Source organism: Microbacterium lacusdiani, assembly GCF_054779895.1.
In genome coordinates, this window is the sequence record NZ_BAAGXJ010000002.1 from 1 (window position 1) to 18,019 (window position 18,019).

Genomic DNA, 18,019 nt, shown 5'->3' on the forward strand with positions numbered 1-18,019 from the left:
TCGACCACACACCGCCTGCGGCGGCCGACCCCCGATCAGCCGGGTGTCACCAACCTCATGACCGAGTACATCTAGGTAGGGCGATGGGTCAGTCGAACAGGGGCCGCTGCACGTGGAACGTGAACGCCTCGCCGACGACCTCGGGCGACACCTCCGCGATGGACGCCGGGTTCCACTTCGGCGAGCGGTCCTTGTCGACCAGCTGCGCCCGGATGCCCTCGGGCATGTCCGGCTGCGTCGCCATGAACCACGAGACGAGCGCGAACTCCTGCTCGAGCGCCGGGCGCAGCCCGCGGAGCGCGCGGGCGGAGCGCACCGCGCCCAGCGTCACGACGAGCGCGACGGGCGACCGCTCCGCGAGGGCCTCCAGTGCGAGCGCGGGGCTGACGGGCTCACCCTCTCCGACGCCCCGGTCGCGCAGCGACTGCAGGCGCTCGACGATCTCGGGGAGGGTGTCGGCCGCGAATGCCTCGTCGATCCACTCCCGCGCCCGCTCGATCGGCCCGGCCTCGAGGGTCTCGTCGAACAGCAGCACCAGCTCGGTCGGCGTCGAGGGATCGGCGCGGGTCGTCAGCGCCTCATGCAGCGACGGCAGGTTCTCGGCGGGCACGAAGTGGTCCGCGAGACCCGCGTGGATCGCGTCCGCGGGCCCCATGACGGTGCTGGTCAGGGCTAGGAACTCGCCGAGGCGACCCGGCGCGCGGCCCAGCAGCCAGGATCCGCCGACGTCGGGCGTGAATCCGATCCGGGTCTCGGGCATCGCGAGCTTGGAGGTCTCGGTCACGATCCGGATGTCCGCGTGCCCGGCGATCCCGATCCCGCCGCCCATCGTGACGCCGTCCGCGAAGGCCACGACCGGCTTCGGGTACTCGTCGATCGCCGCGTTCATGGCGTACTCGTCGCGGAAGAAGCGCTCGGCCTCCGCCAGATCCCCCTGCACGATCGCCGAGTGCAGGCGCCGCACGTCTCCGCCCGCGCAGAAGCCCCGGTCCCCCGCCGCGTCGAACAGCACGACCTGCACGTCGGAGTCGTCCCGCCACGCGTCGAGGACGCCGTGGATGGCATGGATCATGCCGAGGTCGAGGGCGTTGATGGCCTCCGGGCGGTTGAGCGTGATGGTGCCGAGCCCGCCCTCGCGGTGGGCGAGGACACGGGGGTCGGAGGTCTCGAAGCTCACGCGCCCCACGTTACCCCCGGCCCGTCGGCGCGCCCGGGACCGGTGCGCCCACGAGGCCCGGGGGACCGGGTCACGACCCCCAGGATGGCGGGGATTCCGCGGCGGATCGGCGCATCCTCCTCTCCCGAATGCGGGGGATCGGCCCGATCTCCGTCAAGATAGGGGGAACCTGTTCACGCACAAGGGGGAGCGGATGACCGAAGGCAAGGTCCTGGAGTTCCGCGGGGTCACCAAGCTCTTCGGAGACATCACCGCCGTATCGGACTTCACCGCGCGCGTCGAGCCGGGAGCCGTGACCGGCTTCGTCGGCCCGAACGGCGCCGGCAAGTCGACGACGCTGCGCATCCTGCTGGGCGAGATCCGCCCGACGCAGGGCGCGGCCCTGATCGGCGGCGTGCCGTACGCGCGCCTGTCGCAGCCCCGCCGCGAGGTCGGCGCGGTGCTCGAGAACGTCCAGTACCGGCCGCGCCGCACCGCGACGCGGCACCTCCACGCCGCGGCCCGCCAGGTGGGCATCCCCGCGACCCGTGTCGCCGAGGTCCTCGACATCGTCGGCCTCACCGGTGCCGCGGACATGCGCATCGGCGGGTTCTCGTTCGGCATGCGTCAGCGACTGGGCGTCGCCGAGGCGCTGCTGGGCGACCCCGGCGTGCTGATCTTCGACGAGCCCGCCAACGGACTCGACCCCGAGGGCATCCGCTGGATCCGCCTGCTGATGCGCCGCCTGGCCGACGAGGGCCGCACGGTGCTGATGTCGTCGCACGTCCTCAGCGAGGTCGAGCAGGTCGCCGACGACATCCTGATCATCTCCCAGGGCCGCCTGCTGTTCAGCGGCGGCATCGAGAAGCTGGCCGACATCGACGCCGCCGTGACGGTGGACTCGCCCGACCGGGCCAGCCTGAGCGAGGCGCTGCGCTCGCGCGGCATCGACTTCGAGCTGAAGCGCGCCGGCTTCACCGTGCCGGCCGCGACCACGGCGCAGATCGGCGGGATCGCGGCCGAGGCGGGCATCCCGCTCTCGACGCTGCAGCTGAAGCAGCACACCCTCGAGGACGTGTACATCCGGATCATCGACGGCACCTGGACCGCGCCCGCCGAGACCACGACTCCTGCGGCAAGCGAGCCGACGGACGTCGCGGAGGCTCCGGTCGCCCCGGCGCCCGCGGCCGAGCCGCCCGCCGTCGACGAGGCGGGCGCACAGGTCGAGCCCGTGGACGAGCTGTTCGCCCCCGCCACGGCCGACTCGGAGGTCGCGGTCGACGAGCAGCCGCTCACGGACGAGGACAACGAAGCCGAGGGCGCGCCCGCCGACGCCGCTCCCGCCGCATCTGCCCTGCATGGCGACCCGCTGGCGTTCCTGCGCCTGCCGCTCCCCGAGGTCGAGAAGGACGTCGTGGCCGGCGAGGCCGAGCTGATCGCCGCCTCCCTGCCCGGCGAGCAGCCGACGCCCGGCTGGCTCCCGACGCCGTCGGAGGACGAGATCCCGCACCCCGCCGCGGAGGACGCGGACGACCCGGACCCCATCGAGACCGCCGACACGGTCATCGACCTGCCGGACGACCAGGACTTCGACAGCCTGCTGGCGCCCGGCGACGAGGCGCAGACGGCCGAGGACGAACTCTACGGCACGGGCGCCCCCGCCGAGCGCGAGGACGTGCCCGGCGACGTGTTCGACTCCTTCCTCGCGGCCTTCCGCCGCGAGGGCGACGCGGACGACCAGGACGACGCGTCGGCCGGCGCCGAGACGCAGGACGTGCTCGAGTCGATCGCCGCGACCGAGTCGGACTCCCCCGCGCCCTATGACACGCCCACCCAGGCGTACGACGTCATCGCCGCGATCCGCGCCGAGGCGGCCGAGGCCGAGGCGGCCGCCTCGGAGGGCGGCGAGGACCAGGGCGAGAGCGAGCACCACGAGCATTCGCACGAGGACCACGAGCACCCGCACCACGAGCACCACGGCTGAGCCCCGGTCGGGGCGCGCCGGGGCTACGCCTCGGCGTCGTCGTCCAGCTGAAGGGCCTGCGCGAGCTTGAGACCGTGACGGGTCGAGAGGATCAGGCGCGAGAAGCGCTCGTCGCCCTCGAGGTCGATGACCACGCCTGGACGGCCGTGGCGCACCGCCACGAAGTCCCTGCCCTGCGCCGAGCGCCACGTGCCGATCGACAGCAGCCGCGGCAGGTGGGTGCCGGGGGCGCGCACGCCGCGGATCCACGTCGTCGGCTCGTCCGTGAGCTGCAGCTTCGCGATCGACGCGCGGTCGATCCGGATGTCTTCACGCTGGGCGGCGAGCACGCGCTCCGTGCGCGTGAGCACGATCTCCAGCTGCGCCTGGTCGAGCAGCAGGGTCACCATGGCTCCATCCTGCCAGGCGCGCCGCCCGCCTCCAGGCGCCGCGCCTCACAGGATGATGACGATCGGCATCCCAGCCCCGGCCCTCGCACGCGGTGCGAGACTGAAGCGGTGACGCTGCTCGATCCCCCACCCGTCGCCGGCTCGGACGCCTCCGCACTCGCGGCCGCGCTCGGTCGCGCCGAGCACAGCGCGCGGATCGACGCCGCCGACGCCGAGGCGCTGCTCGGGGCGACGGACGAGGCTCTGGACCGCCTGCTGGCCGCCGCGGCGCGCGTGCGCGACGCCGGCCTGGAGCGGATCGGGCGGCCGGGCGTCATGACGTACTCGCGCAAGGTCTTCATCCCGCTCACCACCCTGTGCCGCGACCGCTGCCACTACTGCGTGTTCGTCGACACCCCCGGTCAGCTGCTGCGGCAGCGCAAGCCCGAGTACATGTCGCGCGAGCAGGTGCTCGCCGTCGCCCGGCAGGGGCAGGCCCTCGGCTGCAAGGAGGCGCTGCTCACGCTCGGCGACCGCCCCGAGGAGCGCTGGCCCGAGGCGCGCGCGTGGCTGGACCGGCACGGCTACGGATCCACGCTCGAGTACGTCGCCGACATGGCGCGGGCCATCACCGCCGAGACCGGCCTGCTCCCCCACCTGAACCCCGGCATCATGACGCCGGGCGAGCTGGCGATGCTGCGTCCCGTCGCGCCGTCCATGGGCGTGATGCTCGAGACGACCTCCCGCCGGCTCTACGAGGAGCCCGGGCAGGTGCACTACGGGTCGCCGGACAAGGACCCGGACGTGCGGCTGCGGCTGCTGGACGACGCCGGAGCGGCGCGCATCCCGTTCACGAGCGGGATCCTGGTCGGCATCGGCGAGACCCTGCGCGACCGCGCGGAGTCCCTCGTGGCCCTGCGGGACGCGCACGCGCGCCACGGCCATCTGCAGGAGATCATCGTGCAGAACTTCCGCGCGAAGCCCCGCACGGCCATGCAGGGTGCGCCCGACGCCGACCTGCGCGAGTACGTGGCCGCCGTGGCGGTCGCCCGGCTGGTGATGGGGCCCGGCATGCGCATCCAGGTGCCGCCGAACCTCTCCGACCCGCAGGAGCTCGACCTCCTGGTGCGCGCGGGCGCCGACGACTGGGGCGGCGTCTCGCCGCTCACGGCCGACCACGTCAACCCGGAGCGCCCCTGGCCGCATCTCGACGACCTCGCGGCCGCCACGGCGGAGTCGGGCTTCACGCTGCGCGAGCGCCTCACGGCCCACCCGCCGTATGTCGCGGACGAGTGGCTAGACCCCGCCATCCGCCCCGCCACCTACGCGCTCGCGGGCCCGGACGGCCTCGCGCGCGTGGGCGCCGACGGCGGCGTGGTCCGTCCGGAGCCGCGGGCCATGGTCGACGCGTCGGCGCGAAGCGCCGCGCGCGCGTTCGAGACCCTGCTGAACCGCGCCGCCTCCGAGCCGTCCACGCTGGACGACGCGGAATGGGAGGCGCTGCTCCGAGCCGAGGGGGCCGACGCCGACGCCCTCGCCGCGACCGCCGATGACGTGCGGCGGTACACGGTCGGCGAGGCGCTGACCATCGTGGCGAACCGCAACGTCGCCTCCACGGGCTTCCGCCGGCGCCGGACCGGCGAGCCCGACACGTACGACCTGGACGCCCTCGCCGAGATCGCGCGCGACGCCGCGGACCTGGGCCTGACCGAGATCTGCGTCCAGGGCCTCGTCGCCCCGAGCGAGGACGCCGAGTCGTATCTCGACATCGCCCGGACGATCAAGCATGCCGCTCCGGGCATGCACCTGCACGCGTACCGCCCGCAGGACGTCGCGGACCTCGCGGACCGCTCCGGACGGGGCCTCGCCGGCGCCCTCGCGGCGATGCGCGAGAGCGGCGTGGACACCGTTCCCGGAACGGGAGTCAAGGTGCTCAGCGAGCGGGTCCGCCGGCTGGTCGCGCCCGGGGACCTGGAGATCGACCGGTGGCGCGAGAACATCGTGGCGGCGCACGAGGCGGGCTTCCGCTCCACCTCGGTCCTGTTCTACGGGCACGTCGAGACCGCAGCCGAGCGCATCGCCCACCTGCGCGAGCTGGCGGACATCCAGTCGCGCACACGCGGCTTCACCGAGTTCGTGCCGATCCCGCTCCCCGAGCCCCTGGGCGGCGGCGTGCCGCTCGTACCGGGTCGGCGCCCGCTGGACGAGCACCGCGCGATGGCGGCCGTCTCGCGCCTGCTGCTGTCGGGCGCGATCCCGCACATCCAGATCCCGTGGACGCGTCACGGCGTCCCGACGTCGATCGAGCTGCTGCGCTCGGGCGGCGACGACCTCGGCGGCACGCTGCTCGACGGGCGCGTGCTGCCCGGGGCGGGCGTGGAGCGCGGTCTCGAGCTGCCGCTCGCCGAGGCGCGCCGCATCGCCGCCGGGCTGTTCCGGCCGTTCCGGCAGCGGTCCACGACCTACGGCGACGTGGGGGCGCGGCCGTGACGGAGCGCGTCGGGACCGTCATCGTCGGCGCCGGATTCGCCGGGATCGCCGCGGCGCTCGCGCTGCGCTCCGCCGGGGTCACCGACTTCGTCATCCTCGAGCGAGCGCATGCCGTCGGCGGCACATGGCGCGACAACACGTACCCGGGCGTCGCGTGCGACGTGCCCGCGCACCTGTACGGGCTGAGCAGCCACCCCTGGCCGCACTGGTCGCGCACCTTCGCACCGGGCGGCGAGATCCGCGCCTACCTCGAGCACGTGGTCCGCGCGGAGGGCCTCGACCGCCACCTCCGCCTGGGCGCAGAGCTCACGGCCGCCCACTGGGACGGCACGGGGTGGATGGTCTCGCTCACTCGTTCGTCGAGCGAGCGAAGCGAGTCGAAACGGAGCAACCTGCCTCAGGCGGTTTCCTCCGTTTCGACTCGGTCGCAAGCTCCCTCGCTCAACGAACAGCTCTCCTGCGAGCACCTGATCCTCGCGTGCGGGCGGCTCACCGAGCCCGCGCTGCCGGACGTGCCGGGGCTCGGGTCCTTCCCCGGGCCGGCGTTCCACTCGGCGCGTTGGGACGATGCCGCGCCCATCGAGGGCGCGCGCGTCGCCGTGGTGGGCACCGGCGCGAGCGCGATCCAGCTGGTTCCCCAGCTCGCGCGCCGCGGCGCGCGGGTGACGCTGTTCCAGCGCACCCCGGCCTGGATCGTGCCCCGCGGCGACCGCCCGTACGGGGAGGACGAGCGCGACCGCTGGGCCGGCGATCCGGCGGCGCTCGGCTCGCTGCGCGCACAGCTCCACGCCGAGGGCGAGGCGCGGTTCGCCTCCCGCTCCGGAGACGCGACCGCGGCGGCGGCCGCGCGTGAGCAGGCGCTCGCCCACCTCGCGGCGCAGGTGCCGGATCCCGCGCTGCGGGCCGCTCTCACCCCGGACTACGCGTTCGGCTGCAAGCGCGTGCTGCTGAGCGACGACTTCTACCCCGCGCTCGCCTCGGGGTCCGTGACGCTCGAGCCGTCGGCGCTGACCCGCGTCGACCGCGGCACGCTCGTCGCGGCGAGCGGCGCCCGGTACGAGGCCGACGTGCTCGTGCTCGCCACGGGCTTCGAGGCGGCGCGGCAGCCGTACGCCCATCGCGTCACCGGCGAGAGCGGCCTGACGCTCGACCAGCACTGGTCGGGCGGGATGACCGCGGTGGGCTCGACCCTGGTGACCGGCTTCCCGAACCTGTTCGTGCTCAACGGCCCCAACGCGTCGCTCGGCCACAACTCCGCCGTGCTGATCATGGAGGAGCAGGCGCGCTTCGCCGCGGAGCTCATCGCCGCGGGGCGCGAGGTGCGGGTCAGCGCCGAGGCGGAGGCCGCGCACACCGCCGAGATCGCCGCCCGCGCCGCCGGGACCCCGTGGCTCGACGGTGGATGCCGCAATTGGTATACGGACGCCCGCTCGGGCCGCCTGACCCTGCTGTGGCCCGGCACCGTCGCCGACTTCCGCGCCCGCCTCGACCGCGTGCGCGCGGCGCTGAACGATCCCGCCCTGATCCCCTGACGAAGGAGTCTCATGACCATCCCGATGCGCTTCGGCTACAAGGCCTCGTCCGAGCAGTTCGGTCCGCGCGAGCTCCTGGACTACGCGGTTCTCGCCGAGGAGATGGGCTTCGACTCGGTGTTCCTCTCCGACCACCTGCAGCCGTGGATGCACGACGGCGGACACGCGCCCGCGGCGCTGCCGTGGCTCGGCGCGGCGGGCGAGCGCACGAGCCGCGTGCTGCTCGGCACCTCGGTCCTGACCCCGACGTTCCGTTACCACCCGGGCGTCGTCGCGCAGGCGTTCGGCACGCTCGGCGCCATGCACCCGGGCCGCATGATCCTGGGCGTCGGCACGGGCGAGGCGCTCAACGAGGTCACGCTCGGCCTCGACTGGCCCGAGTCTCCCGAGCGCTTCCAGCGCATGAAGGAGGCGATCACGCTCATCCGCCGGCTGTGGACCGAGGAGCGCGTGACGTTCGAGGGAACGTACTACTCGACCAGCAACGCCACGATCTACGACCGTCCCGAGACGCAGGTGCCGATCTACATCGGGGCGTCCGGCCCGGCCGCGACCCGCCTGGCGGGCCGCATGGCCGACGGATGGATCACCACGAGCGGCAAGGACCCGGCGCTCTACACCGACACCCTGCTGCCCGCGTTCGAGGAGGGCATCCAGAAGGGCGGGCGCGAGGGCGCCGACGTCGACACGCTCATCGAGGTGAAGGTGTCGTTCCGGCCCGACCTCGAGAAGGCGAAGGAGAACACGCGCTTCTGGGCGCCGCTCGCCCTGAAGCCCGAGGAGAAGACCGGGATCCACGACCCGATCGAGATGCAGCGCCGCGCCGAGGAGCTCCCGATCGAACGCGCGGCCTCCCGCTTCATCGTGTCGGACGACGTCGAGCAGCACATCGAGGCGATCGCGACCTACGTCGACCTCGGCTTCCGCCACCTCGTCTTCCACGACCCGGGCCACGACCAGGAGGCGTTCCTGCGCCTCTACGGCGAGCAGGTGCTCCCCCGCCTGCGCGAGAGATTCCGTTGAGGGAATGGATCGTCGTCGTCCCCGTGAAGGGGGCGACCGGCAAGTCGCGCCTGGAGCATCCGGACCGCGCCGAGCTCGCGACCGCGATCGCGCTCGACACGATCGAGGCGGCGAGCCGCGCGGAGCGCGTCGCGGAGGTCGTGGTGGTGACCTCGGATGCCCACGTGGCGGCAGAGGTCGAGGGATGGCGCGATGACGTTTCGACGGGCTTCGCTCGCTCGACGACCACAGTTCCGGTGCGCGTGATCCCGGATCCCGGTGCGGGGCTGAACGCCGCCATCGCCGCCGGGATCGCGGCGGCCGACGCCACCCGTCCACGTGCGGTGCTGCTCGGCGACCTGCCGGCCCTCGATCCGCGGGATCTCGATGCGGCGCTCGACGCCGCCGCGTCGCGCCCCCTGTCGATGGTGCCCGACGTGGAGGGCAGGGGCACCACGCTCGTCACGGCCCGGCCGGGCGTGAAGCTCGAACCCGCGTTCGGCGACGGCTCCGCTGCGCGTCACCGGGTGGCCGGCTTCGCCGAGCTCCACGTGCCCGCGGCGTCGACGCTGCGTCGCGACGTCGACACCGCGGATCAGCTCCGCGCCGCCGCGGGCCTCGGCCTCGGCCCCCGCACCTCCGCCCTGCGCTGATCGCCCCGCGAGGGCTGCAGCGCGACGCGCAGCGTGCGCACCTCGAACGGCGTGAGCGTGACCGCCACCTCGCGCCCGTCGACCAGCTCCACCGGCGCGAGCGACGCGTCCGCGTCCTCGATGAGCGAGACCGTCGACACCGCCGACACCTCGCGCCCGAACCGGAGCGTCGCGTTCGCGCGCCGGCCGTACGGCTCGTACACGCGCACGATCAGATCGCCCGAGCGGTCGGCCGCCAGCTTGACGGCCGAGATCAGCACGCCCGCCGTCGCCGTCACGACCGGCTCGACCGCCCCGCCGCGCACCGCGCGCACCGGCAGGTTCAGCGCCAGCCCGGCCGCGGTCGCGTCCTCCACCCCGGCGCCGATCACGAACGCGTAGCGGTGCGTCTGCTCGCCCTGGTCCGTCTCGGGGTGGGGGAACCGCGGCGCGCGCAGCAGCGAGAGCCGCACGGTCGTGGTCACGCCCTGCTCGGGCGTCGAGTCGCGCGTCACGTCGTACCCGTAGGTCGAGTCGGTCGCGAGCGCGACGCCGAAGCCCGGCTCCTCCACGTGCACGAACCGGTGCATCGAGGTCTCGAACTTCGCGGCCTCCCAGCTCGTGTTCGTGTGCGTGACGCGCTTGGCGTAGCCGAACTGCGTCTCGGCGGCCGTGTGCTCCGCCTGGATCGCCAGGGGGAACGCCACCTTGAGGAACTTCTCCGTCTCGTGCCAGTCGGTCGTCTGCGCGATCTCGAGCGTGCGCGATCCGGGACGCAGCGTGAGCGTCTGGGTCAGCGCCGACTGCGAGAACCGGCGCGAGACCGTCACCGTGGCGGCGCCGTCCTGCTGCGAGAGCGAGATCGACTCCGCGTCGCGCAGGTCGTCCGCGCGGTTGCGGTAGTAGCGGTCGACGTCCCACGCGTCCCACATGTGGGGGAAGTCCTGGTGCAGCTGCAGCAGGTTCGCCTCCGCGCCGGCGGGGATGGCCTCCCGACCGGTCGCGAGGTCGACGACCGAGGCGATCAGCCCCTCGCCCGTGATCACGACGCGCACCAGGTCGTTCTCCAGCACCCAGCCGCCGTCCGCCTCGGTCACCGTGACCTCGGCGGACGTCACGGCCGCCGCCGGCGCCGCCCCCAGCGCGGGGACCCCCGCCTGCGGGATCGGGGCGGGGTTGAAGACGACGGTCCCCGCACTCTCGTCGGCATCGCCGTCCCCGGCGAGCGCGGCCTGCGCCCGCTCGATGATCTCCGTCGCGGCCGCGGCCACGCGCGCGTACTGCTCCACGGCCTCGCGATGCACCCACGCGATCGACGTGCCGGGCAGGATGTCGTGGAACTGCTGCAGCAGCACCTGCTGCCACAGCGCGTCGAGCTCGTCGTAGGGATAGTCGGCACCGGTCCAGAAGGCGGCCGACGCGGACCACAGCTCGGCCTCGATCAGCAGGTGCTCGGTCAGCCGGTTGCCCTGCTTGGTCTTGTGCTGGCTGGTGAGCGTGGCGCGGTGCAGCTCGAGGTAGAGCTCGCCGACCCACACGGGCGGCTGCGGCAGCTGCTCCTTGGCGCGCTCGAAGAACGCGTCCGGATGCTCCCACCGCACCTTCGCCGACCCCTCGAGATCCGCGAGCCGCCGCGCCTTGCCGGTCATCTCGCGGGTCGTGCCGCCGCCGCCGTCGCCCCAGCCGACGGGCGCGATCGAGCCGTTCGCCTTGCGCGCCTCGCGGAACTGCCGCGCCGCCCGGGCCACCTCGGATCCCGACAGCTGCGAGTTATAGGTGTCCATGGACGGGAAGTGGCTGAAGATGCGCGACCCGTCGATGCCCTCCCACGCGAACGTGTGATGCGGGAACCGGTTCACCTGGTTCCACGAGATCTTCTGCGTGAAGAACCACTCGAAGCCCGCGCGGCGGATCAGCTGCGGCAGGGCGGGCGAGTAGCCGAACGAGTCCGGCAGCCACACGCCCTTCGACCGAATGCCGAACTCCTGCTCGAAGAAGCGCTGGCCGTACAGGAACTGCCGCGCGATCGACTCGCCCGTCGGCATCACGGTGTCGGACTCGACCCACATGCCGCCGAGGGGCAGGAACCGCCCGTCCGCCACGGCCGCGCGCACCTTCTCGTAGACCTCGGGCCGGTGATCCTTGATCCACGCGTACTGCTGCGCGCTGGACATGCCGTACAGGAAGTCATCCGTCTCGCCGATGAGGTCGGTCATCGACGACGACGTGCGCGCGACCTTGCGGATCGTCTCGCGCACGGGCCACAGCCAGGCCGAGTCGATGTGCGCGTGGCCGATCGCCGAGATCTCGTGCGCGCTGGCCTCCGCGGGCGACTCGAGCGCGGGTGCGAGCGCCGCGCGGGAGGCCGCAGCCGTGCCCGGGATGTCCTGCAGGTCGAGCACGTCGAGCGCGTCGTCCAGCGCCTGGAGCACCCGCATCCGGCGCGGCGACGACTCGGGCAGCTCGGCCTGCAGCTCCAGCAGCACCTCGATGTCGAGCGACAGCTCGAACACCTCGGGCTCGAACACCGCGAGGTCGAAGTGCCGCGTCGTGTAGAGCCGGCGCGGCGACGACGTGCGGATGTCGCCCTCCTGCGTCGGCAGGAAGGGGTGGTAGTCGAGCAGCACCGGGTTCGACGCGGCCTCCACCAGGAACTCGACCTGCTCCCCGCCCGCGGCGGAGTCCGCGATCCGCACCCACTGGTTGCGGGGGTTGAGCGACTTCACGGGCGTGCCGTCGGGCAGGTACACCAGTCCCTCGCACTGGAACCCCGGCATGTTGATGTCGAAGCCCAGGTCCACGACCGCCTCCACGCGGCGTCCGGCCCACTCCGCCGGCACCTCGCCGCGCACGCGGAACCACGTCGTGCCCCATGCCGCGCCCCACACGGATCCCACCTCGAAAGGCTCGTAGGCGAGCGCGAGGCCGTCGGCGGGCGCGATCGGCTCGCCGGGCAGCTCGTGGAACGAGACCTCGAGCGGCACGCGGTGCGCGTGCACGGCCGGGCGGATCCGCTCGCTCAGCACGCGGGTCGCGCGGCCGACGGTCAGCGGGATGTCGTCATGCATGGAGGAGGAGCCTTCGATCGGAACGGGACGGGGACAGCAGGGAGGGACGGAGACGGACCAGGTGCCGGTGAGTCAGACGGCGGCGACCTCGACCACGTGCCGGATGCCCCGCGCGGCGAGCAGCGCGGCATCCTGGCTCGAGGATCGCAGGACGATCTGCGGACCGCGGCCGACGCGCTCGGCGTGGCGCATCCACGCCTCGAAGAACGCGCCGCCGGGGCCGCACGCCTCACGGTGCGGCACGGTACCCGTCGCGTCGACGTCGTCGAGCACGAGCGCCTCGGCGACCGGCTCGGGCGCCGGCGCGCCGCGCAGCTCGGCAGCGAGCTCGCCGAAGCGGCGGCCCGTGGGCTTGAGCTCGCGGTCCGACGTGAACAGGCCCAGGTCGTACTCGACCTCGGGGAAGTCCAGGAGCGAGCGCGACACGTCGTGCGAGCACCACCAGGTGATGCCCCACACGCCGGCGACCGACGCCGCGTGCCGCAGTCAATCCTGAGACACTGAACCGGTTTAGTCAACGACTGAACCGATTGAGTTATGCTCGCCCCACGCGGGACGATCGATTCGAAGCCCGCACGCGGACTCGTGAAGGAGCGGGATGCGCACACACGCCCGGCGGGCCACGCTCGCCGACATCGCACGGACGGCCGGGGTGTCCAAGTCCGCCGTGTCGTTCGCCCTCAACGGCCGGCCCGGCGTGAGCGAGGCGTTGCGCGAGCGCATCCTGGCCATCGCCGCCGAGCTCCAGTACCGGCCGCACTCCGCCGCGCTGGCACTGGGCCGCTCGCGCGTGGACGTCATCGGGCTGGCGCTGAACCGGCCCGCGCGGGCGCTCGGCACCGAGGCCTTCTTCGCCGACCTCATCTCGGGCATCCAGGCCGGCCTCTCCCCCACGCACACCGGACTGCAGTTGCAGATCGTGTCGTCGCTCGAGGAGGAGCTCGACGCGTATGCCGCGTGGCAGGGCGCGCATCGCGTCGACGGCGTGATCCTGATCGATCCGCGCGACGACGACCCGCGCATCCGCCTGCTGCTCGAGCTCGGGATGCGCGCGGTGCAGATCGGCAGCCACCCGTCCCCCGACGGCTCGATCCCCAGCGTCTGGATCGACGACGCGGAGGTGAGCCGGACGCTGTTCACGGCGCTGCACGAGCTGGGGCACCGGCGCATCGCGCACGTCGCGGGGCCCGAGGAGTTCGAGCACACCATGCTGCGCATCTCGGCGCTGCGGGAGTGCGCCGAGCGGCTTGGAGCGGAGCCCATCCGGTCCATCCCGACCGACTACTCCGCCGAGCGCGCGGAGGAGGCCACGCGCGAGCTGCTCGGATCCCCCCTCCCCCCGACCGCGATCGTCTACGACAACGACGTCATGGCGGTCGCGGGTCTCGGCGCCGCGCAGGAGCTCGGCGTGCGCGTGCCGAAGGACGTGTCCATCGCCAGCTTCGACGACTCGGTCATGGCCCGCCTGGTGCGGCCATCGATCACGGCGCTCACGCGCGACACCTTCGCGCTCGGGGAGCTGGCGGCGCGCACCCTCATGGCCCAGCTGGCCTCGGATGCCCCAGTCGCCTCGGTCGCCGCGGCCGCCCCGGTGCTGTCGCTGCGCTCGAGCACCAAGCCCCCGCACGCCTGAGCCGTCACGCGAAGGCCTCGAGCTGCGCGAGCTCGAGCGGGGCCACGGCCGTGAGCCGCACCGCGGCGAGCGCGGCCCGCGACGGCGCGACGCGGAACGGGCGCGTCTGGCACGCCGCGTCGCCGTTGTCCTCGTCGCCCGGGCGCCCCTGCCCGAGCTCAGAGCCCACGAACAGGCGGTCGCGCGCCTCGGTCACGATGCGGTGCGCGTCGTCGTGCCGGCCGGCGAAGCAGTACATCAGGGGGATGTGATGGGCGGGCTGGTTCGACAGGCCCAGCATGCCCATGCGCACGGCGCGGGCCTCGTCCATCTCGTGGATCACGAAGCCGTACGACCCGACGAGCGACGGATCCGCCGTCTCGGGCGTCGCGAAGAACGCGTCGAGCTTCGCCGCCAGCGCGGCCTCTCCGCCGTGCAGGGCCGCGAGCCCCGCCCCGTCGTGCGGCGCCGTGAACGCCGTGCCCCACGCGTTGGTCTCGGTGTAGTCGTGCCCCCACTCGGCCGGATCGAACTCCGCCGCGGGCACGCGCCACGCGCCGTCGGCACCGCGGCCGAGGAAGAACCCCAGTTCGGGATGGAAGACCGCGCGGTACCCGAGCCCGCGCCGGGCGAGGTACTCGGCCTCGGTCTCGAGGCGCTCGCGCACCGCCGGATCCGTCTCGCGCTGCGCCAGGATGCGCGCCATCCGGGCGGCCGACGCGTCGTTGATCGCGTTGTCGAGCGTCCAGGACATGCCCTCGTGCGTGGCCGTGTCGATCCAGCCGCGGAAGATGCCCGGACGCAGCCCCTTGCGGCCGACCCGCCCGTCCGCGGCGGACCGCCGCCGCGAGCATGTCGTCGACGGATCCGGCCCGCTCGAGGTTCGCGCCGGCCTGGGCGGCGTCGATCGTCGATATGCCGATGCGGGCATCCACGGTCGCGGCGTCGAACGCGACCCAGCCCGTGAGGCGCCCGCCCTCGAGGGACAGGTGCGGCTCGCCCGGCGGCGGCAGCAGCACGTGCACGTGGTGCTCGGGACGCTCCTCGTGGTCGAACAGCAGCGCGTCGATCCGCGAGGCTCCGGCGTCGAGCGTCACGGCGTACCGGTGCGGGCCGGCCTCCTCGCTCTCGCGGTCGAACGGAAGGGCGCGCGCCGCGCGGCCCGGATCCGGCTCGCGCAGGGGGCTTGGCATCAGCTGGAACACGCCGCGGTCGCCGATCCACGGGCTCGGGATGTGGCTGGTCGCGAACGCCTGCAGGGCCGGGCGCGCGTCGTCGCCGCGGTCGGCGTGGTACCGATACGGCCAGTTGCCGGCCGAGGCGTCCGTCATCGGGATGCCGAACACGCCGCCGTGCGGCACCGTCACGAGCGGCGCGTTGTTGCCGCGTGAGAACCGGTCGGACGCGTGCGTGCCGCGGCGCGTGTCGATCCAGCCCAGGAGCGTCGCGGGGCGCGGCCCCGCGGAGCGGACGGCGACCGAGTCCAGGAAGCCGCGGCCGCCGTGCAGCACGGCCGTCACGGTCTCGATCGTGCGTCCGGCGAACGGGCCGAGGTCGACGATCCGGCGGTTCCACTGATCCACCCAGTGGGTCTTGGCCGCCGCCTGCGCGCCCGCGTCCAGCGGGGTGCCGTGCTGGTCGACCGCTCCCCGGGCAGACGTCGATCCGTCGTCGAAGACGAGCTCGAGCGCGAACGCCGTCGCGGCGCAGCGGTCGTCGCCGTCCCCCGCGACGGGGAACCAGTCGTACACGAACTCGTCCCCCGGCCGCACGAGGCCCGTCGCGACGTCAGCGCAGGACGAGCGCGGCGGCGCCCGCGAGCGGGCCGCCGTCGCCGAGCGCGCTGCGCACGACCGCGGTCTCCTGCGCGTACGACAGCACGGCCGTGTCGCGCAGGGCCGCGGCGACCAGGTCCACGTAGTCGTCCGAGACCCGCGAGAACCCGCCGCTGATGGCGATGACGTCGAGGTCGAGCAGCGTCGCGGCGTTCGCGAGGCCCAGGCCGACGGTCTCGGCCGAGCGGACGATCGCGGCCCGGGCCGTGGCGTCGCCGGCGGCCGCGTCGCGCGCCAGGTCCTCCCCCGTCTCGCCGCTCCAGCCTCGCCGGCGCGCCCACGCGGCGCTGGCCGGCCCCGACGCGATCTCCTCGAGCGTCAGGTCGCCGATCACGGTCTGGCCCAGGTGGCCCGCGTTGCCGGACGCACCGCCGATCAGCCGCCCGTCGATCACGATCCCGCCGCCCACACCCGTGGACACCACGATCGAGAGAGACGCGCGCGATCCCGCCGCGGCGCCGATCCACGACTCCGCGAGCGCCAGGCATCCTCCGTCGTGCCCCCGGCGGGTCGGGAAGTCGTCGCGTCCGAGCACGGCGGACGCCTCGCGCGAGGCGACGGAGATCAGGTCGTAGCCGTGCAGGTTCGGCATGTTGACGGGCCGGATCCGGCCGGTCTCGCGGTCGATCGGGCCCGCGCTGCCGATGCCCACGCCGGCGAACTCCGCCTCCGCGGGCAGGTGCGCGAGCGCGTGCGCGGTCGTCTCCGCGATGGCCGCGTCCAGATCGGCGGGGGTCGCGGCGCGGCCCGTGGGGCGACGGCTGCGGCTCGCGGCGAGCACCGTTCCGGACGCGTCGACGAGGGCCGCCTCGAGCTTGGTGCCGCCCAGGTCGAGGGCGAGCGCGATCCGATCGGTCATCGCGCCGGTCCCGTCACTGGGGGTCGAGGCCGAGATCGGCCAGGCCGATGGCGGCGCGCCACTCGAGGCCCTCGGCCTCGATCGCCGCCTGCGCGCCGGTGGAGCGGTCGACGATCACGGCGACGGCGACGACCTCGGCGCCCGCCTTGCGCAGCGCCTCGACCGCCTTCAGCGCGGACTGGCCGGTCGTGGAGGTGTCCTCGACGACCACGACCCGCCTGCCCTCGACGTCGGCGCCCTCGATCTGGCGGCCGCGGCCGTGGTCCTTGGGCTCCTTGCGCACCACGAACGCGTCGAGCGGGCGGTCCGTGCGGGCCGACTCGTGCATGATCGCGTTCGCGATCGGGTCGGCGCCCAGCGTCAGGCCGCCGACCGCCACCACGTCGGGGATGTCCGAGATCAGGTCGAGCATGATGCGCCCGATCGCGGGGGCCGCGCGGTGGTCCAGCGTGAGCTTGCGCATGTCCACGTAGTACATGGCCTTCTTGCCGCTGGAGAGCGTGAAGTCGCCGTGGAACACCGCCTCGTCCTGGATGAGGCGGATGAGCGCCTGGCGGTCGTTCTCGAGCTCGGGCGTGGATGCGGCCATGACGGCAAGTCTAGGAGCGTCCGCGCCCCGTCCTAGGCTGGATCCCATGCGGCTCGCCACCTGGAACGTCAACTCGATCCGCGCCCGCGTGGGGCGCATCGTCGCCTTCGCCGAGCGCGAGCACATCGACGTGCTGGCGATGCAGGAGATCAAGTGCAAGCCCGAGCAGTTCCCGTACGCCGAGTTCGAGGCCGCCGGCTACCACGTGGAGGCCCACGGGCTGAACCAGTGGAACGGCGTGGCGATCGCCAGCCGCGAGCCCATCGAGGACGTGGAGTATTCCTTCCCGGGCATGCCAGGGTTCCTCAAGGACCACGACGGCCCGGATCTGCCGCTCGAGGCGCGCGCGATGGGCGCCACGGTGAGCGGCGTCCGCATCTGGAGCCTGTACGTGCCCAACGGCCGGTCGCTGCAGGACCCGCACTACCAGTACAAGCTCCACTGGCTGCGGGCGCTCGAGGAGCACACGCGTGCGACCCTTGCGGCCCATCCGGACCTGCCGCTCGCGCTCGTGGGGGACTTCAACATCGCGCCGACCGACGTGGACAACGGCGATCCCGCCGTGATCGAGGGCGTCACGACCCACGTCTCCCCCGCTGAGCGCGAGGCGTTCGCGGCGATCGAGGCGGCGGGCGTGACCGACGTGGTGCGCCCGCTCGTTCCCACCGGGTACACGTACTGGGACTACAAGCAGCTGCGCTTCCCGCGCAACCAGGGCCTCCGGATCGACTTCATCCTCGGTTCGCGCGCTCTCGCGGACGCCGTCACCGGCGCGGCCATCCATCGCGACGAGCGCAAGGGCGACGCGCCCAGCGACCACGTCCCGGTGGTCGTCGACCTCGACCTCGAGCCGGCCGACGAGGACGACGTGCCGATGATCTTCGGCTGACCG

14 protein-coding genes and 1 pseudogene are annotated in these 18,019 nt (G+C 73.5%); 7 read left to right on the forward strand and 8 right to left on the reverse strand.

Annotated elements, in window-relative coordinates; all coding sequences use genetic code 11:
- Positions 1-88: 88 nt before the first annotated feature.
- The gene (locus ACYVGN_RS01505; protein WP_460788328.1) at positions 89-1,177 is read right to left on the reverse strand and encodes an enoyl-CoA hydratase/isomerase family protein; all 1,089 of its coding nucleotides are present in this window, start codon (positions 1,175-1,177) and stop codon (positions 89-91) included.
- Positions 1,178-1,370: 193 nt separating this feature from the next.
- On the opposite strand from ACYVGN_RS01505, the gene ACYVGN_RS01510 reads away from it, so the two are divergent.
- The gene (locus ACYVGN_RS01510; RefSeq protein WP_460788330.1) at positions 1,371-3,140 is read left to right on the forward strand and encodes an ABC transporter ATP-binding protein; all 1,770 of its coding nucleotides are present in this window, start codon (positions 1,371-1,373) and stop codon (positions 3,138-3,140) included.
- A 23-nt stretch (positions 3,141-3,163) separates the two neighbouring features.
- Here ACYVGN_RS01510 and ACYVGN_RS01515 read toward each other — a convergent pair whose 3' ends face one another.
- Positions 3,164-3,529, reverse strand: coding sequence for a hypothetical protein (locus ACYVGN_RS01515; RefSeq protein WP_134746494.1), 366 nt, complete (start codon positions 3,527-3,529; stop codon positions 3,164-3,166).
- A 108-nt stretch (positions 3,530-3,637) separates the two neighbouring features.
- Between ACYVGN_RS01515 and cofG the strand changes: the two genes are divergently transcribed.
- The 4 genes from cofG to cofC are packed head-to-tail and all read left to right on the forward strand — an operon-like array spanning position 3,638 to position 9,185.
- On the forward strand, positions 3,638-5,998 hold the full coding sequence (cofG, locus tag ACYVGN_RS01520) for a 7,8-didemethyl-8-hydroxy-5-deazariboflavin synthase CofG (protein WP_460788332.1): 2,361 nt from the start codon (positions 3,638-3,640) through the stop codon (positions 5,996-5,998).
- Positions 5,995-7,530, forward strand: coding sequence for a flavin-containing monooxygenase (locus ACYVGN_RS01525; protein ID WP_460788334.1), 1,536 nt, complete (start codon positions 5,995-5,997; stop codon positions 7,528-7,530). Before cofG ends, ACYVGN_RS01525 begins: the two co-directional genes overlap by 4 nt.
- A 12-nt stretch (positions 7,531-7,542) precedes the next feature.
- Positions 7,543-8,553 carry a glucose-6-phosphate dehydrogenase (coenzyme-F420) gene (fgd, locus tag ACYVGN_RS01530; protein WP_134746489.1) on the forward strand — a complete coding sequence of 337 codons (1,011 nt, stop codon included), beginning with the start codon at positions 7,543-7,545 and terminating at the stop codon, positions 8,551-8,553.
- Positions 8,550-9,185 carry a 2-phospho-L-lactate guanylyltransferase gene (cofC, locus tag ACYVGN_RS01535; protein ID WP_460788336.1) on the forward strand — a complete coding sequence of 212 codons (636 nt, stop codon included), beginning with the start codon at positions 8,550-8,552 and terminating at the stop codon, positions 9,183-9,185. Before fgd ends, cofC begins: the two co-directional genes overlap by 4 nt.
- Here cofC and ACYVGN_RS01540 read toward each other — a convergent pair.
- A complete protein-coding gene (locus tag ACYVGN_RS01540) occupies positions 9,128-12,232 on the reverse strand; it encodes an alpha-mannosidase (protein ID WP_460788338.1) in 3,105 nt (1,034 codons plus the stop codon). The two genes, cofC and ACYVGN_RS01540, sit on opposite strands and share 58 nt — an antisense overlap.
- Positions 12,233-12,304: 72 nt before the next feature.
- Positions 12,305-12,691: a hypothetical protein gene (locus tag ACYVGN_RS01545; RefSeq protein WP_460788340.1), complete on the reverse strand. Its 387-nt coding sequence runs from the start codon at positions 12,689-12,691 to the stop codon at positions 12,305-12,307.
- A gap of 139 nt (positions 12,692-12,830) precedes the next feature.
- Here ACYVGN_RS01545 and ACYVGN_RS01550 point away from each other — a divergent pair, with 139 nt between their 5' ends.
- Positions 12,831-13,865 carry a LacI family DNA-binding transcriptional regulator gene (locus ACYVGN_RS01550; RefSeq protein ID WP_460788342.1) on the forward strand — a complete coding sequence of 345 codons (1,035 nt, stop codon included), beginning with the start codon at positions 12,831-12,833 and terminating at the stop codon, positions 13,863-13,865.
- Between the two features lie 4 nt (positions 13,866-13,869).
- On the opposite strand, the gene ACYVGN_RS01555 is transcribed toward ACYVGN_RS01550, so the two are convergent.
- The 4 genes and pseudogenes from ACYVGN_RS01555 to pyrE all read right to left on the reverse strand — a co-directional run bounded on the left by ACYVGN_RS01555 (position 13,870) and on the right by pyrE (position 17,127).
- Positions 13,870-14,775: a glycoside hydrolase domain-containing protein gene (locus tag ACYVGN_RS01555; RefSeq protein WP_460788344.1), complete on the reverse strand. Its 906-nt coding sequence runs from the start codon at positions 14,773-14,775 to the stop codon at positions 13,870-13,872.
- A gap of 211 nt (positions 14,776-14,986) precedes the next feature.
- Positions 14,987-15,616, reverse strand: a pseudogene (locus ACYVGN_RS01560) (GH92 family glycosyl hydrolase); the annotation flags it as partial.
- A 16-nt stretch (positions 15,617-15,632) separates the two neighbouring features.
- On the reverse strand, positions 15,633-16,538 hold the full coding sequence (locus ACYVGN_RS01565; protein WP_460788346.1) for an ROK family protein: 906 nt from the start codon (positions 16,536-16,538) through the stop codon (positions 15,633-15,635).
- 13 nt (positions 16,539-16,551) lie between these two features.
- Positions 16,552-17,127 (reverse strand): orotate phosphoribosyltransferase, encoded by a 576-nt coding sequence (pyrE, locus tag ACYVGN_RS01570; RefSeq protein WP_460788348.1) that lies wholly within the window; start codon positions 17,125-17,127, stop codon positions 16,552-16,554.
- Between the two features lie 46 nt (positions 17,128-17,173).
- Between pyrE and ACYVGN_RS01575 the strand changes: the two genes are divergently transcribed.
- Complete coding sequence (locus ACYVGN_RS01575; protein WP_460788350.1) at positions 17,174-18,016, forward strand: exodeoxyribonuclease III; 843 nt, start codon at positions 17,174-17,176, stop codon at positions 18,014-18,016.
- Positions 18,017-18,019 lie beyond the last annotated feature (3 nt).

What these genes read in the sequence shown, in the direction of transcription:
- ACYVGN_RS01575 (WP_460788350.1), top strand. Translation starts at nt 17,174, where the DNA reads ATGCGGCTCGCCACCTGGAACGTCAACTCGATCCGCGCCCGCGTGGGG.
- ACYVGN_RS01555 (WP_460788344.1), bottom strand. Translation starts at nt 14,775, where the DNA reads ATGCCCGCATCGGCATATCGACGATCGACGCCGCCCAGGCCGGCGCGA.
- fgd (WP_134746489.1), top strand. Translation starts at nt 7,543, where the DNA reads ATGACCATCCCGATGCGCTTCGGCTACAAGGCCTCGTCCGAGCAGTTC.
- ACYVGN_RS01540 (WP_460788338.1), bottom strand. Translation starts at nt 12,232, where the DNA reads ATGCATGACGACATCCCGCTGACCGTCGGCCGCGCGACCCGCGTGCTG.
- ACYVGN_RS01565 (WP_460788346.1), bottom strand. Translation starts at nt 16,538, where the DNA reads ATGACCGATCGGATCGCGCTCGCCCTCGACCTGGGCGGCACCAAGCTC.
- ACYVGN_RS01515 (WP_134746494.1), bottom strand. Translation starts at nt 3,529, where the DNA reads ATGGTGACCCTGCTGCTCGACCAGGCGCAGCTGGAGATCGTGCTCACG.
- ACYVGN_RS01510 (WP_460788330.1), top strand. Translation starts at nt 1,371, where the DNA reads ATGACCGAAGGCAAGGTCCTGGAGTTCCGCGGGGTCACCAAGCTCTTC.
- ACYVGN_RS01550 (WP_460788342.1), top strand. Translation starts at nt 12,831, where the DNA reads ATGCGCACACACGCCCGGCGGGCCACGCTCGCCGACATCGCACGGACG.
- pyrE (WP_460788348.1), bottom strand. Translation starts at nt 17,127, where the DNA reads ATGGCCGCATCCACGCCCGAGCTCGAGAACGACCGCCAGGCGCTCATC.